Annotated in this window: 14 protein-coding genes; 5 read left to right on the forward strand and 9 right to left on the reverse strand. The window is 71.8% G+C overall.

The features are described 5' to 3' along the window. Positions 1-22: 22 nt before the first annotated feature. A complete protein-coding gene (locus ACFYML_RS22525) occupies positions 23-1,714 on the reverse strand; it encodes an MFS transporter (protein ID WP_387422520.1) in 1,692 nt (563 codons plus the stop codon). 209 nt (positions 1,715-1,923) lie between these two features. Here ACFYML_RS22525 and ACFYML_RS22530 point away from each other — a divergent pair, with 209 nt between their 5' ends. Together ACFYML_RS22530 and ACFYML_RS22535 are read left to right on the forward strand one after the other, a co-directional pair. After that, the gene (locus tag ACFYML_RS22530; RefSeq protein ID WP_387422521.1) at positions 1,924-3,387 is read left to right on the forward strand and encodes an aldehyde dehydrogenase family protein; all 1,464 of its coding nucleotides are present in this window, start codon (positions 1,924-1,926) and stop codon (positions 3,385-3,387) included. A gap of 268 nt (positions 3,388-3,655) precedes the next feature. Further along, entirely contained in the window at positions 3,656-4,117 is a 462-nt protein-coding gene (locus ACFYML_RS22535; RefSeq protein ID WP_387422522.1) for a hypothetical protein, read from the forward strand. Positions 4,118-4,133: 16 nt separating this feature from the next. On the opposite strand, the gene ACFYML_RS22540 is transcribed toward ACFYML_RS22535, so the two are convergent. Beyond that, entirely contained in the window at positions 4,134-5,270 is a 1,137-nt protein-coding gene (locus tag ACFYML_RS22540) for an acyl-CoA dehydrogenase family protein (RefSeq protein WP_387422523.1), read from the reverse strand. 185 nt (positions 5,271-5,455) lie between these two features. Between ACFYML_RS22540 and ACFYML_RS22545 the strand changes: the two genes are divergently transcribed. Further along, the gene (locus tag ACFYML_RS22545) at positions 5,456-6,544 is read left to right on the forward strand and encodes a class I SAM-dependent methyltransferase (RefSeq protein ID WP_387422524.1); all 1,089 of its coding nucleotides are present in this window, start codon (positions 5,456-5,458) and stop codon (positions 6,542-6,544) included. 195 nt (positions 6,545-6,739) lie between these two features. Here the strand turns inward: ACFYML_RS22545 and ACFYML_RS22550 are convergent, their stop codons facing one another. The 4 genes from ACFYML_RS22550 to ACFYML_RS22565 form a co-directional block, all read right to left on the reverse strand. Then, positions 6,740-7,027: a phosphopantetheine-binding protein gene (locus tag ACFYML_RS22550; RefSeq protein ID WP_357441815.1), complete on the reverse strand. Its 288-nt coding sequence runs from the start codon at positions 7,025-7,027 to the stop codon at positions 6,740-6,742. A gap of 47 nt (positions 7,028-7,074) precedes the next feature. Further along, complete coding sequence (locus ACFYML_RS22555; RefSeq protein ID WP_387422525.1) at positions 7,075-7,689, reverse strand: NADPH-dependent FMN reductase; 615 nt, start codon at positions 7,687-7,689, stop codon at positions 7,075-7,077. Further along, the gene (locus ACFYML_RS22560) at positions 7,686-8,786 is read right to left on the reverse strand and encodes an LLM class flavin-dependent oxidoreductase (RefSeq protein WP_387422527.1); all 1,101 of its coding nucleotides are present in this window, start codon (positions 8,784-8,786) and stop codon (positions 7,686-7,688) included. Before ACFYML_RS22560 ends, ACFYML_RS22555 begins: the two co-directional genes overlap by 4 nt. Positions 8,787-8,949: 163 nt before the next feature. Continuing rightward, positions 8,950-10,251 carry a condensation domain-containing protein gene (locus ACFYML_RS22565; protein ID WP_387422528.1) on the reverse strand — a complete coding sequence of 434 codons (1,302 nt, stop codon included), beginning with the start codon at positions 10,249-10,251 and terminating at the stop codon, positions 8,950-8,952. A 58-nt stretch (positions 10,252-10,309) separates the two neighbouring features. Between ACFYML_RS22565 and ACFYML_RS22570 the strand changes: the two genes are divergently transcribed. Then, positions 10,310-11,266, forward strand: coding sequence for a ferritin-like domain-containing protein (locus ACFYML_RS22570; RefSeq protein WP_387422529.1), 957 nt, complete (start codon positions 10,310-10,312; stop codon positions 11,264-11,266). A 28-nt stretch (positions 11,267-11,294) separates the two neighbouring features. Next, positions 11,295-12,290, forward strand: coding sequence for a methyltransferase (locus ACFYML_RS22575; protein ID WP_387422578.1), 996 nt, complete (start codon positions 11,295-11,297; stop codon positions 12,288-12,290). Between the two features lie 115 nt (positions 12,291-12,405). Here ACFYML_RS22575 and ACFYML_RS22580 read toward each other — a convergent pair whose 3' ends face one another. The 3 genes from ACFYML_RS22580 to ACFYML_RS22590 form a co-directional block, all read right to left on the reverse strand. Next, the gene (locus tag ACFYML_RS22580; RefSeq protein ID WP_387422530.1) at positions 12,406-13,611 is read right to left on the reverse strand and encodes a cytochrome P450; all 1,206 of its coding nucleotides are present in this window, start codon (positions 13,609-13,611) and stop codon (positions 12,406-12,408) included. A gap of 63 nt (positions 13,612-13,674) precedes the next feature. Further along, on the reverse strand, positions 13,675-14,100 hold the full coding sequence (locus tag ACFYML_RS22585) for a VOC family protein (protein WP_387422531.1): 426 nt from the start codon (positions 14,098-14,100) through the stop codon (positions 13,675-13,677). Positions 14,101-14,143: 43 nt separating this feature from the next. Beyond that, a complete protein-coding gene (locus ACFYML_RS22590) occupies positions 14,144-14,872 on the reverse strand; it encodes a 4'-phosphopantetheinyl transferase family protein (RefSeq protein ID WP_387422532.1) in 729 nt (242 codons plus the stop codon). Positions 14,873-14,904: the final 32 nt, after the last annotated feature.

Here is a 14,904-nt window from a genome sequence, read left to right on the forward strand (position 1 = left end):
ACTCGGGCACTGGGCAGGCGACTCAACCCTGCTGCTGGACGCGGCGGGGAAGCAGGAAGCTGGCGGCGATGGCCAGCGTGAACACCAGGATCTGGAAGAGCAGCGCCCGTTCGGTGGTCTGCTGGTAGGCGGTGCGGTTCGCCAGGAACTGCAGCTTGTCGTGCAGGTCAGCGACGCCCGGGTCAGCGGCCCCGGACTGGGCCGACACGGCGCGGCACGGGTCCAGATCCGCAATCGGGTTGGCGACCTCGATCCGCCCGCTGAAGCAGGCCCGGGCGTTGCCGGCGGCGGCGTCGACGGTCGCCACCGGCAGACCTCGGGCGGTCAGCTCCTCCTTGACCGTGGCGCGGAGGTCGTCGCCAACGGCGGGGGACTGGGCACCCAGGACGAGGAAGAAGACCATGCTGCTCAGGGCGATGCCGATGGCCGCGCCCATCTGCTGCACGGTGTTGAACACCCCGGAGGCGGCGCCTGCGCTGTCCAACGGCACGTCGTTGAGCGTGTAGGTGAGCAGCGGGGCGAAGGTCATGCCCATGCCCGCGCCGCCGAGGATGAGCCCGGGGGCCAGCGCCCACGGGGAGGCGGTGTCGAAGCGGTGGACCACGGTGATCAGGATGACCATCGCCGCGATCAGCATGACCAGCCCGAGTTGGAGGCCGAGCCGTCCGAGCTTCGGGGTGATGCGGCGCGCGGAGATGGCGGTGAACAGGGGGACGGCGAAACCCCACAGCACGCCGATCAGGCCAGCCTTGATCACCGAGAAGCCCTGCCCGAACTGCAGGTAGAGGGTGTTGACCAGGAAGAACGGCATGACGCCGCTCATGAACAACAGGGAGACGGCGAGGCCGCCGCGGAAGGAGCGGTGGGAGAACAGTGACATCGGGATGAGCGGCGACACCGTTCGACGTCGCTGCACCGCCACCAGCGCGGCGAAGGCCAGCACCGAGGCGGCCAGGCTGACGAAGGTCCACGCCGGCCAGCCCTGCTCCGGGCCCTGGATGAGCGGGAACACCAGCAACAGCATGCCGAGACCCACCAGGACGGCGCCCTTGACGTCCAGCCGCTGGGCGGACTCCCCTCGGGACTCGGGCACCAGCTTCGCGGTGATCAGCAGACAAGCCACGGCGATGGGGAGGTTCACCAGAAAGATCGTGCGCCAGGTGAGACCACCGACGTTGGAGGCGGTGAGCAGGGCGCCCACGACGGGACCGCCCACCGTGCCGACGGCGAAGACAACGCTGAGTGCGGAGAACGCGCGTCCCCGATCATTGGGCGGGTACATGACCTGGAGGATCGACAGCACCTGTGGGACCATGAGCGCACCCATGCCGCCCTGCACGAAACGGGCCACGATCATCTGTTCGGGAGCTACCGCGATCCCCGCGACGAGCGAGGCGGCGGCGAACCCGGTCATGCCGATGAGGAACATGCGTTTGCGGCCGTAGATGTCGCCGAGACGGCCACCGGTCACCAGCATGGTGGCGAAGGCGAGGGTGTAACCGCCCACCATCCACTGCATGTTGGCGCTGGAGGCGCCGATGTCCTCCTGGATGGTCGGCAGGGCTACGTTGACGATCACGATGTCGAGCAGGTCGAGCAGCAGGCCGACCAGAACGGCGAAGAGCGCGATGGTCCGCGCTCGACCGGCAATCGGACGTGGCTCCGCAGGGGTCCCTGCAGGGCTGGGGGATGGTCGCGTCCTCGGTCGTGTCATTCGCCGTACCTTCCATGATCGCTTCTCGGATCGTTGACCGGCCGGGGCGACCAGCGCGGACACCTCTGCCGCCTCGGCTGCTGGGAAACAGGCTATCTACGGTGTCTAGCAGTGTCTATCAAAGACGCCTCTAGTGTCCTACGAGGTTTCGATGGGATTCTTGAGAGACACGCATGACCGGTGGGAAGCCTCGACGTGAGGAGCGCGCGATGGGAATGACTCAACCGCCCACCCATCTCTTGCCCGAGCCGGCGCTGTGGATCGGCGGGGAGCGGGTGGTGGAGTCGTCTGGCGGGCGGGCGGAACACGTCTACGCCGCAACGGGGCGGCCGACGACGGAGGTGGTGCTCGCCGGCCCGGCCGAAGTCGACCAGGCCGTGGCGCTGGCCCGAGAGAGCCTGCCGCAGTGGCGGGACAGTTCGGCCGAGGTCCGGCGCGACACGATGCTGCGGCTGGCCGACCTGCTGCTCGTCCACGCCGAGTCCCTCGCCGCGCTGCAGAGCCTGGAGATCGGCCTGCCGACGCAACTGGCGCGGCGGTTGCCGGCGCTGGCGGCCGACCATCTGCGGTACTACGCCGGGTGGTGCGACAAGGTCGGCGGCGAGGTGGTGCCCACCTGGCCCGGGCGCAGCCTCGACTACACCCTCGACGAGCCGTACGGCGTGGTGGCCGGCATCATCCCGTGGAACGGTGCGCTGATGTCGATGGCGCAACTGCTCGGCCCGGCGCTGGCGGCCGGCAACGCCGTCGTGGTCAAGCCGTCGGAGCTGGCGCCCTTCGTCGGCGTGCGGTTCGCCGAGATCGCGGTGGAGGCGGGTGTGCCGCAGGGTGTGGTGGTGGTCGTGCCCGGCGGGCCGCCGGCCGGGGCGGCCCTGGCGGGACACCCTGGCGTCGACAAGGTGCATTTCACCGGCAGTGCGGCGACCGGCCGGCAGGTGCTCGCCGAGGCGGCTCGGAACCTGACGCCGGTGGCGTTGGAGCTGGGCGGCAAGTCCCCGCACGTCATCTTCGACGACGCCGACGTCCGGTCGGCGGCGCGGTACGCGATGAGCGGCGTGGTGGCCTTGTCGGGGCAGGGCTGCGCCAACGGCACCCGGCTGTTGGTGCATTCCGCCGTCCGCGAGCAGGTGCTCCAGACGCTGACCTCGCGGTTGCGTCGGGTCCGGGTGGGCGACCCGGCCGACGAGACGACCGTGATGGGTCCCGTGGTGTCCCGGCAGGCGTGCGACCGCATCCTCGGCGTGGTCGACCGGGCCCGGGAGGCCGGCGCGCGGCTGCTGGCGGGCGGTGGGCGCTGCGGTGGGGACCTCGCTGACGGCTTCTTCGTGGAGCCCACCGTCTTCGCCGACGTCGACTGCGACGCCGAGCTCGCCCAGGAGGAGGTCTTCGGGCCGGTGCTGGCGGTGTCGAGCTTCGACACCGAGGAGGAGGCGGTGCGGCTGGCCAACGCCACCCGATACGGCCTGGGCGCCTATCTGCACACCAACGACCTGCGCCGCGCCCACCGGGTCAGCCGGGCCGTCGCGGCCGGCAGCGTATGGGTGAACGGGGCGCCGGGCCTCATGCCGTCGGCCCCGTTCGGCGGGGTGAAACAGAGCGGTTCCGCGCGTATCGGTGGCCTCGCGGGTCTGCGCGAGTTCCTCCGGCCGAAGAACGTGTGGATACCTGTCTGAACGCAGCCACCGGTAGGGTGATCTTGGTAACACGAGAAGTGTCTTTCGGGGCATGGTCTGCGTGGTGGTGACACACAACGTGGTCTTTCGATAACCATCAGCGTTGATGGGCGTGTGTGGCGTCACCAGCCGTTATGATGACCTCACCCTGACCTGACGGGTGACCTTCTGTTCACGTCCGGAACGACTAAGTGAACGTGCGGAAACGTATGACAGTGTCTTAGTGTCTTGCGGGCGCCGGATGCTGAGTAGGGAGAGGGGCGGAAACATGGCTCAGTACATCGTCACGATCACACCGGTGCTTGGTGAGGAAGGCGCGGGAGAGGAGTCCTCCCGCACCACCATGCGCGTATTCGCCGAGGACGGCCAGGTCTACATCAAGGAGCTGACCGTTCGCGTCGCCGAGGACGTCAAGCTCGCTGCCGCCGACCTGCTCCAGGTCGACCTCGACCTGCTGATGCAGGCGTTCGCCGCCAAGCGTCCCTCGGCCGCCGCCGCGCCGGCCGAGGGCCTGGACACGGCCAGGCCCTACCGTATCGCCGCGCCGAGCCGGGCCACCAAGCCAGACCGCGCCTACCGTCGTATGCCGGACCCGAGCGAACTCAAGGACATCTACCTCAAGAACCGCACTGTCACCGGGGTAGCCAAACACTACGACGTGCCCACCCACACCGCACAGGGGTGGATCACCCGGCTGCGACGCAAGGGTGTCATCCCCAGCGTCAAGTGACGTCGCGGCCCGCGAGTCACAGCGGGCCGCCGTCGCCCCCCTCACCCACCAGGTGGGCGCCGAAGGCGGCATACGAGTTGCGGCTGGCCACGAAGTGCTGGCGGGCAGTGTTGACATCCCGCAACCGCCGGGACAGGGGAGAAGAGTCGTACACCGCTGTCCCGCCGGCCAACTCGAAGGCCGCGTCGGTCGCCCTGACCGCCAGCGCGGTCGCCTGCGCGGCAGCTGCCCGCACCTGTGCTCGCCGCAGCGCCGCATCCGGGCCCGCGTACCCACCCCACTCATCGCGGGCCTGGTCGTAGAGCAGCGCCCGACCCGCCTGCACCACCATCCGCGCCTCGCCCAGCCGCTCCTGGAAGGCGGCTGAGGCCGCCAGCCGCTTCGCGCTCAGCGCCGGCCGCTTGCCGCCCGCCGCCAGCTCGACGACGTCCCGCAGGGCCGCCTCGGCGACGCCCAACGCCGCCGCCGCGATGATGAGGCTGGACTGCGCGATGCTCATCGCCGCCCGCGCCGCTGTCGCCGACCCGGGCACCAGCTCCACGGCCCGCTCCGCCGGGCAGAAGCCGCCGGAGACGGCGAGGTCGTGGCTACCCGTGCCGCGTAGGCCGAGGGTGTGCCAGGTGTCGACCACCGTGACGTCGGCGGCGGGCAGCAGCATGATCCGGGTGGCGGGCCGGTCCCCGTCCAACGCCACCGCGCGCCCGCGCAGCAGGACGCAGTTGAGGTACACCCAGGCGGCGCGCTCGCAGCCGGTGACGAACGGCCACTGACCGGAGATCCGCCACCCGCCGTCGACCTCGGTGGCTCGGCCCTTCGGGGCCACCGCGCCGGCGGCGTAGACGTCCGGGCCGTCGGCGAAGATCGCCGCGACGGTCGCCGCCGGCGCGCACCCGATGATGAGCTGGGACAGGGCGACCTGGCCGACCATCCAGGCCACCGACCCGTCCGCCGTGCCCAGCGTCTCGACGACCCGCAGCGTGTCCGGCACGCTCAGGCCGGTGCCGCCGTGCTCCACGGGCGCGAGCATGCGCAGACAACCCGCCGCACGCAGCCCGTCGAGCAGCTGCTCCGGAAGCCCCCGCACCCGCTCGACCTCGTCGGCGTGCTTGACGACCTCCGGAAGGAGATCACGGACCAGTTGCAGAGTCGTCATGCCGATCCTCGCCCTCCGGTCTGGCGTGCCGGTCCGAATACCGGGCCGCGCTCGCTCGATCCACCCAAGCGTCCCGGAACGACCGATGACCATCGTACTGTCTGCCTGTATCGTCGCAACAGACACGAGACTGTTGTGTGTAGACACTCTGAAAAGCACAGCCGGACTGGCTGGGGAGGTACCTCATGACGGCGTCTGACGCGCAGACACACGTGTTCGCGATGAGGATGTGGAAGTCTCTTCTCGCCACCCAGGAGCTGCTGTCGGCGTACCTGGGGGTCAAGCTCGGCCTGTACGAGGCGCTGGCCGCCGCGCCGGGACCGCTGCGCCCGGACGAGCTGGCCCGTGCCGCCGGCGTCGCCCCCCGGTACGCCAGGGAGTGGCTGGAACAGCAGGCCGTCTGCGGCATCGTGGAGACCGACGACGCCCGGCTGCCGGCCGAGCGGCGAGCGTACCGGCTGCCCGCCGGGCACGCCGCCGTCCTGACGGTCTCGGACGACCCGATGTCCCTGGCCTCCCTCGCCGTGCTGCCCCTCGGTGGCGTCGCCGCCGCCCTGCCGGACCTTCTGGCGGCCTACCGCAGCGGCGCGGGCGTGCCCGACGACGTGTTCGGCGTGGACTGGCGCGAGGGCCACTCCGGCGCCAACCGGGCCCTGTTCGCCCATCAGCTCGCCGGCTGGATCGCCGAGCAACTGCCCGACGTGCACGCCCGGCTCGACGGGCCCGGGCAGCGCATCGCCGACGTCGCCTGCGGGACCGGCTGGTCGAGCATCGCGCTGGCCCGGGCGTACCCGCGTGCCGAGGTGACCGGCCTGGACCTCGACGGCGCGGCCCTGCGGCAGGCCGAGCGGCACGCCGCCGAGGCGGGCGTCGCCGACCGGGTCCGCTTCGCCCATCGTGACGCCGCCGACCCCCAGCTGGCGGGCGAGTATCACCTGGTGTGCCTCTTCGACGCGCTGCACGAGGTGTCCCAACCCGTCGCCGTGCTCGAGGCGTGCCGGCAGTTGCGCGCCGCCGACGGCGCCGTGCTCGTGATGGACGCCAAGGTCGCGCCGGCCTTCACGGCCCCCGGCGACGACGTGGAGCGGTTCCAGTACGGCACGAGCGTGCTGCACTGCCTGCCCGCGAGCCGTACCGGGGAAGATTCGACGGGCACTGGCACGGTGTTGCGCCCGGGGATGGTGCGCGAGCTGGCGGTCAAGGCCGGCTTCTCGGGAATGACAGTCCTCGCCGTCAACGACCGCTTCCACCGGCTCTACCGACTGACGGGTTGACCGCACCAGGCCGGCCGGGGTGCCCAGCAGGCCGCCGCCGCGTTCGTCACGCAGGCGCACGGGAGGGGGCACTCGTTCGGCCACGGAAGTCCGCTGGGGACGAGGTGGTGCTGACCCCGACGGCCGGATGCGGACCCGCCCGTCAAGGGGTGTGGGAGGGGTCCGGGGCGACCCGGACCCTGCCCTGATTCGTGCTCAGGCCCCGTCGCGCTCCGCGAGCCGCTGGACCACCAGGTCCTGCACGGCGCCGACAGTGGTGATCTTGCGCGCGGTGTCCTCGTCGATGGGGTCGAGGTCGAACTCGTCCTCGATGGCGAACGCCACCTCCATCAGGGCCAGGGAGTGGTAGCCCAGGTCCTTGATGAGGTGGGAGTCCGCGGTCGCCTCCACGCTGTCCTTCGGCGCCATGTCGGAGATGATCGCCGCCACGGTAGCGCGGATCTCCTCCTCGGTACGGCGGGCGGGAGCGGTCTGCTCGGTCATGGTCGATCTCCTCCGTGCTGCTGGCGTGACGGTTGGGTGGGGGACGCTCAGGAGGCCCGAGCGCCGGTCAGCGGGTGGGAAACGAGCGGCGGAGCACTTTGGTGCTGGTGGCGCACCACCGCCCCGAGCGCGGGCGCCCAGCGGCGCGACCACCCCGCGACGACCTCTGGCACGTCCTCGAACTCCTCCTCGAGGATGGACAGGCAGGGAACCGGCGCGGTCGCGCCGAGCTCCGTCAGCAGCGGGCGCAGGTACTGGTCCCCGGCGCCGCGGTGCTTGGCCCAGCCGGCGGTCATCGCCCCGACGGCGACGCAGTCGGCCAGCCCGTCCATCGGGAGCATGTCCAGGAACAGCTTCAGCAGGCCGGTGTAGGTGCCCTTGAACGTCGGGCTGACCACCATCAGCAGGCCGGCCCGGCGGACCAGGCCCAGAGACCGCTCTATCTCCGGCCCCAACGGCACGCTGCGGCTGGCGCGCAGCGGCAGCGCGGCACCGACGTCGGCGAGGTCGACGATGTCCGGTCGGGCGAGCTCGACGCCCTCCGCGGCGAGGGCCGGCGACAGCTCCTCCATCAGCCGGATGGCGATCCCGCCGGTACGGGAGCCCTTGCGAGGGCTGCCCACCAGCAGCGTCGTCTGCACCAGCGCGCTCCGGTCCCTCACGACGCCTCCAGCCCGAGCAGCCCCCGGCGCCGCAGCAGCGGCAGCACGCCCTCGGCGAAGTTGTACGCCTCCTCCAGGTGGGGCTGCCCGGAGAGGATGAGATGGCTCATGCCCAGCGTGTGGTACTCCTCGATCCGCTCGGCCACCTGCTCGTGGCTGCCGACCAGTGCGGCGCCGGCGCCCGGGCGGACCAGGCCGTAGCCGGCCCACACGTTCGGGTACACCTCCAGGTCGTCGACCCGGCCGCCATGCAGGGCGGCCATCCGGCGTTGCCCCTCCGAGTCGGTGCGGCGGAACCGTCGCTGGGCGTCGGCGATCCGGCTGGCGTCCATGCCGTCGAGCAGCCGGCGGGTCACCGCCCACGCCTCCTGCGCGGTGTCCCGGCTGATGACGTGGAACCGGGTGCCGAACTCGACGCTGCGGCCCCGGGCAGCGGCCAGTTCGGCGACCCGGCCGGTGAGAGTGGCCAGCCCGTCCGGTCGCTCGCCCCACGCCAGGTAGACGTCGGCGTGGGCGGCGGCCACCCGCTGCGCCGCCGCCGAGGAGCCGCCCAGCAGGATCGTCGGCCGCACGTCGTGTGGCCGGGTCAGCATCCCGGCCTTGATCTGGTAGTGGTCGCCGTGGAAGTCGAACGGCTCGCCGTGCCAGGCGCGGTGAAAGACGTCGAGGAACTCCTCGGTGCGGGCGTAGCGCTCGTCGTGGTCGAGCCAGTCTCCGTAGCGCCGCTGCTCGTCGGCGTCCCCGCCGGTGACGATGTTGAGCATCAGCCGGCCGCCGGAGAGCCGCTGGAACGTCGCGGCCGACTGGGCGCACACCATCGGCGGCAGCGCGCTGGGCCGGCAGGCGATCATGAAGTGCATGCTGCGGGTCTGCTGCGACAGCGCCGTGGACAGCAGCCAGGGGTCCTCGCAGAACAGGCCGGTCGGCACCAGCGCGCCGGCGAAGCCGAGCCCGTCGACGGCCCGGGCGACCTGGCTGAGATAGTTCAGCTCCGGCTCCCGCCGGATGTTCCTGGTCCCGTCCGCCCCGTCCGCGCTCTTGGCCACCTCCCGGCCGTCGCCGTGCAGTGGCAGGAACCAGTGCAGTCGCAGCGTCATCAACGGTCCCTTCCGCCTCGGGCCGGCCGACCGGCCCCGGATTGACCTGCTATCCCGGTGAGCACTTGCCTTTCCTGCTATCCACGTGCATTTACGAGTATGTGTTGAGAGGTTCTCAGGATGCCTGTGACGCTGTCAATACCGTTGGCGTTGCCGCGACCCGTCACCGCCCGGGCGACGCCAGCGCGACGTCCGGACGGCGCGCCGCCGCCGCCGCGACATCCAGGTAGCCGGCCAGGAAGTCCCGCCCGAGCGCCGGGTCGGCCCAACCCCCGGCGCGGAACAGCACGGCCTGCACCCGGTGCTCGCCCACCGGGGCCAGGGCCAGCTCGAACGGGAAGCGGCTGCCGATCTCCGTGGGAACCACCAGCTCGAAGCGCGCGCCGCCGCCGGTCAGGTCATGCCGCAGGGGCGACATAACGTTGAACATCACGTCGTCGGCCCGCCCGCCGCCGGTGTCGACGAGGCCGGTGGGCAGCAGATGAAAGGGCAGGTCCTGGTACGCGAACGCGCTGATCACCGCGACGTGCACGTGGCGCACCAGGTCCGCGAAGCTGCGTTGACGGGCGACCTCGGCGCGCAGCAGCACCATGCCGGCGAGCAGGCCGACGGTGTCGCGCACCTCGGGCCGGGACCGGTTGGCGAACATCGACGCTACCGCCAGGTCAGGCTGGCCGGTCAGGCGGTGCAGCTGGGCGTGGAAGGCCGCCAGCAGCACCGTGAACATGGTCGTCTTCTCCCGCCTCGCCAGCTCCCGCAGCCCGGCCACGGTCGCGGCCGGCAGCTCTGCCGCGACGGATCGGGTCGCCGCCGTGGCGGCGCCGGTGGCGTCCGCGGCCGGATAGAGCGCGTCGAGCCGGGGGATCTGGCTGCCCTCGAGCTGGCGTCGCCAGTACCGCTGATACCGGGCGAGCTGGTCCGAGGCCAGCAGCTCCTGCTGCGCCTGCGCGAAGCGGGCCATCTGCCAGCCCACGGGCGTGGGGACGCTGGCCCCGCCGCAGGCGGCGTCGTAGCAGGCAACCAGGTCGCGCAGCAGGATGCCGGTGGACCACGCGTCGGTGACGAGGTGGTGCAGGTTGAGGCAGAACAGGTGCTCCCGCGGGCCGACCCGCCAGACGCTGGCCCGCGCCGGCCACTGCCCGGGGTCGATCGGCGTCTGGAGCTCCCGGGCCAGCGCCGCGTCCGGCGACTCGCCCGCTGCCGCCGCGTCGGCCCAGGCCAGCGGCTGCGGGCGCGGGGCGTGCACGCGCTGCACGAGGCGTGCGCCGCGGCCGTGGAAGGTCGTCCGCAGCGACTCGTGCCGGACCACGAGCTGGTCCACCGCCGCCTGTAACGCCCGGTCGTCCAGGCGCCCCACGATGCGGCAGACGACCGGGCAGTTCAGCGCGCCGAAGTCCGACCGGTAGTGCTTGATCATCCACAGCAGCCGCTGGGAGACCGAGGCGGGTGTTTCGAGTGCGTCCACAACGGCAGGATAGTCTTTCCATTGGCTTTGCGCGTGTGGCGAACTAGTCTTTGCTGCTATGAGCGAGTTGGTAGTGCGCTCGACCCAGGACGCCCGACTCAACTGGAACTACGAACCCTCGGACTCCCGCACCGGCTTGCTCTACCAGCGGGCCAAGCAGGCGCAGTGGAGCGTCGACGAAATCGACTGGCTCCTCGACGTGCCCTTCGGGGCGCCGCTGCCCGACGACTCCGCCTTCGCCATGGCCGCGTTCGCCGCGTCCCCGCTGGCCCGGCGGGGCCGGCCAGCCTGGGACGAGTTCCGCTGGGAACTCCAGGTGTGGATGGTCAGCCAGTTCCTGCACGGCGAGCAGGCGGCCATGGTTGTCGCCGCCCGGTTGGTGGAGATCGTCACTGGACTGGAAAGCAAGCTGTACGCGGCAACTCAGGCGGTGGACGAGGCGCGCCATGTGGAGGTCTTCTCCCGCTACCTGAGGGAGAAGATCGAGCGGCCGTACCCGATCTCCGAGCCGCTGGCGCTGCTGCTGTCCGACATCCTCGAGGACAACCGCTGGGACGTCATCTCGCTGGGCATGCAGATCATGGTCGAGGCGCTGGCGATGGCCGCGTTCCGGCTGGCACACAGCACCTTCCACGACCCGCTGATCAAGCGGATCACCGGCCTCGTGGCGAGGGACGAGGCCCGGCACGTGTCGTTCGGCGTGCTGTCGCTGCGCGGCCTGTACGACGAGATGACCTTTCGCGAGCGGGCCGAGCGGGAGGAGCTGGTGCTGGAGGCCGCCGCCCTGATCCGTCGCCGGTTCCTGCTCGGTGACATCTGGGAACGCATGGAGATCCCGATGGCCGAGGGGCTCGACTTCGCCGCCCGCAACGAGCTGATGGTCGCCTATCGGCAGGCCATCTTCTCCCGGGTAGGCCGGGCGCTGGACCAGATCGGGCTGATGACCCCTCGGGTGCGGGACGGGCTCGCCCGGCTGGATCTGATCCAATTCGTGGAGGGTAGGCGCGGTGGTTGAGCGAACGGGCGTCCGGCAGCGGCCGCCGATGGACCTGTCGTCGCTGATGCGGCTGGCGGAGCTGGCCGATGTCATCGTGCCGATGACCGTGCGGGCGGTCAGCGACCTGGGGATCGCCGACCTGCTCATCGACGGGCCCCGGCCGGTGGCCGAGCTCGCCGCCGCGGTCGGTGCGCACGAGAGGTCGCTGTGCCGGGCGCTGCGGGCGCTGGCGGCCAAGGGCATCTTCACGGAGCCGGAGCCGGCGGTGTTCGCCCTGACGCCCCTGGCCCAGCCGCTGCGCAGCGACCACCCGCTGTCGGTGCGCGCCGTCTACACGCTGCTCGCCTCCGACGTGCAGGCGTGGGCGATGCTGCCGCACAGCCTGCGCACCGGCGAGGCCGCCTTCGACCGGGCGCACGGCACGGACTACTGGAGCCACCTGGCCGGGAACCCGGACGAAAGCCGGCGGGTGGACCGCTGGATGCACGCCGTCACCCGGCTGCATCTGCGTACCGTGCTGCCCTGCCACCCGTGGGGGGAGCTGTCCCACGTGGTCGACGTCGGCGGCGGTGACGGCGGCTTCCTCGCCGGCCTGCTCGGACGGTACCCCGCGATGCGCGGCACGCTGCTGGACCTGCCGCACGTCGTCGCGGCGGCCGACCGGGTCCTGACCGAGGCGGGGGTGCGCGACCGGTGCGAGATCGTCCCCGGCAGCTTCTTCGACCCGCTGCCTGCCAACGCGGACGCGTACTTGCTCAAGACGGTGCTGCCCGGGTTCGGCGACGACCAGGTGGTGGCGGTGCTCCGCCGGGTCCGGGAGGCGATGCGGCCGGACAGCCGGCTGCTGCTGCTGGAGGCCGTCCTGCCCGCCGGGGACACCTACGACGTAGCCAAGCTGTACGACGTGCACACGCTGGTGCTGACCGGCGGCACCCACCGCACGGCCGAGGAAACCGAGGCCCTGCTCGGCCGTGCCGGGCTGCGGCTGGACACCGTCCGGCCGACCGCCACGCTGACCATCCTCGCCGCCACCCCGGCCTGATCCGACCCCCGCCGGCCCGAGGGCCGTATGCGGGCGCGACCGTCCACCGATGGGCGGCGGCCCGGCCGCGCCCGCGCGGCCCGGCCGAACGGGCCGCGGCGGGACGCCACCGGCGTCAGGCGGCCCGGACGGCCAGCGGCACGTGGGCGAAGGCGCGGAACGGCGTGTCGCTCTCCCGGACCAGGTCGCCGGCCTGCTCGACCGAGCGGGTGCGACGCAGCACCCAGTCGAAGACGACCTGCGCCTCCGTGCGGGCCAGGAACGCGCCCAGGCACAAGTGCCCGCCGCCGCCGAAGGTGACGTGCGGGTTCGGGCTGCGGGTGACGTCCAGCCTGTCGGGGAAGCGGAAGACCGCCTCGTCGTGGTTCGCCGAGCCCAGCATCAGCACCAGCACCCGCCCGGCGCGCACGGTGCGCGAGCCGATCCGTACCGGCTCCCGGACCAGCCGGGCGGTGCCCTGGATGGGCGCCTCGAAGCGGAGGAACTCCTCCACCGCGCCGGGCACCAGGCCGGGGTCGGCGCGCAGGACGGCGAACTGGTCCGGCGCCCGCAGCAGCGCGGCGAACCCGTTGGTGATGAGGTGGACGGTCGTCTCGAAGCCGGCGAAGAACGAGAAGACCGTGTTGTCCACGATCTCGTCGTGGGTCAGCCGGTCCCCGTCGTCCTCGGTCCGCAACAGCGTCGACAGCAGGTCGTCGCCGGGCGCCGCACGGCGCTCGTCGAGCAGCCCGCCGATGTACTTGCGCAGCCACTCCACGGACTCGTGCGCCGCGCCCCGGGCGGCCTCGGGAACGATGGCGCTGAACGCCCGCCCGAGCCGCATGGCGTGCTGCCGGACGTCGTCGTGGGCCTCGGGCGGGATGCCCATCAACGTGGACACCACCAGCACTGGCAGCGGGTACGCCAGGTCGCGCACCACGTCGCAGGTGCCGGACTCCAGCGCCGGGGTCAGGAGCCGGTCCACGGTCTGCTCGATGTAGCCGCGCATCCGCCGCACCACGGCCGGGGTGAAGGCGCCGCTCATCAGCCGCCGGAGCCGGACGTGGTCAGGCGGGTCGCGGTAGAGCATGATGCGCTGGAAAAAGTGGCTGGCCGGTCCCTCGCCCACCGACAGGTGGTGGTAGCCCTCGGGGAACTCGCTGCCGAGGCGCGGGTCGCGCTGCAACGCCACGACGTCGGCGTGCCGGGTGACGCCCCAGCTGCCGGGGCCGAACCGGCACAGCGGTCCGGCCTCGCGCAGCCGCGCATAGGTCGGATAGGGATCGTGCAGGACAGCGGGGTCGAGCGCGTCGAACCTGGGCGGCAGACCGGAGGCATCCATGCCTGCCAGTCTTGGCCCGGACCCGCTGCCCGGGCAAGTGTTTACGCGTGTTTGCCGGAAACCCTATGCCGACGCTTCGCGGGGCAGGTAGCTGCCGAAGCTCCAGACGTGACCCTCGAGGTCGTACACCCCGTAGTCGCGGGAGCCGTACGAGGTGTCATGCAGCTCGTAGACCGGCTTGGCGCCGGCCTGCATCGACCGCTCGTAGTGTTTGTCGACGTCCGCCGCGTCGCCGACGCAGATGTAGACGCCGCCGCTGGTGGCGGGCAACTCGCGTGGGCTGACCATGCCCAGCGAGTCGTTCGGGCCGCCGCCGCCGAGCTGGATCGTGGCGTTACCCCAGCTCAGCTCGGCGTGCACCACCTTGCCGTCGACCTCGGTGACGTCGAAACGCTCCAGCCCGAACGCGTTGACGAGCCAGTCAACGGCAGCCGTCGGGTCCTGGTAGCGCAGGAAGGGGATGACCGGAGAGAACGAACGTTCCGACATGAAGCCTCTTCTCGTATGGAGTCAATCCGTCCGGTGTGGTTCATCATAGGTGACTCGCCTCTGCGCGAGGGTCAACATCACGCTCGACAACCGACAGTGGCCGGCCGAGCGTGGCCAGCGCGCCGCGGTAGTCGTCGCCGACGGCCAGGTCGCGCAGGTGCACGCTGATGTGCGGCGGCGGCCGGTCTGCCCAGCTCAGCAGGCGCGCGGGGGCATCCGGGGCACTCACGGTCAGGTCGGCCGGCGACGGCACGAGGCCGTCCCCGGTCGCCTTGAGGATGGCTTCCTTGCGGGACCAGTACCGGATGAACGCGGCGAGTCGCCGCGGCTGCGGCAGGCCGGCCAGCACCCGACGCTCGGCGGGGGAGAGTGCCGAGACCGGGATCCGGCCACCACGCAGGGCCACCCGCTCGATGTCGACGCCGCAGACCGTGTCGCGGGCGATCGCCACCACGACCCGCTCGGCCGAGTGCGACACGGACACGTGCAGCACGCCCGCGCCGGTGTGCACCTCCAGCCGGCCGTGCGGGCCGGCGCAGTGCCGGCACGTCGAGGAGAAGACGACCTCGTGCGGCGTCGTGTCGGCGTGCCGGGCGGCCAGCAGCCGCGCCGCGACGCGGCCCGCCACGAACCGGGTGCGGGCCGCGTCGTGGCCCAGCCGCCGCGCCCGCGCGCGTTCGGCGTCGTCAAGCAGGGCGTGCAGCCGCTCGGGGACCGGCCCGGCGGGGCACCGCCACACCAGGCACTCGCCGCTGCCCAGCCGCTCGCCCACGCCGCTCCTCCGTCCGCCGCCCCGTCGCCTTT

Origin of the sequence: Micromonospora sp. NPDC007230, from assembly GCF_042869115.1 — a bacterium.
Lineage (GTDB): Bacteria > Actinomycetota > Actinomycetes > Mycobacteriales > Micromonosporaceae > Micromonospora.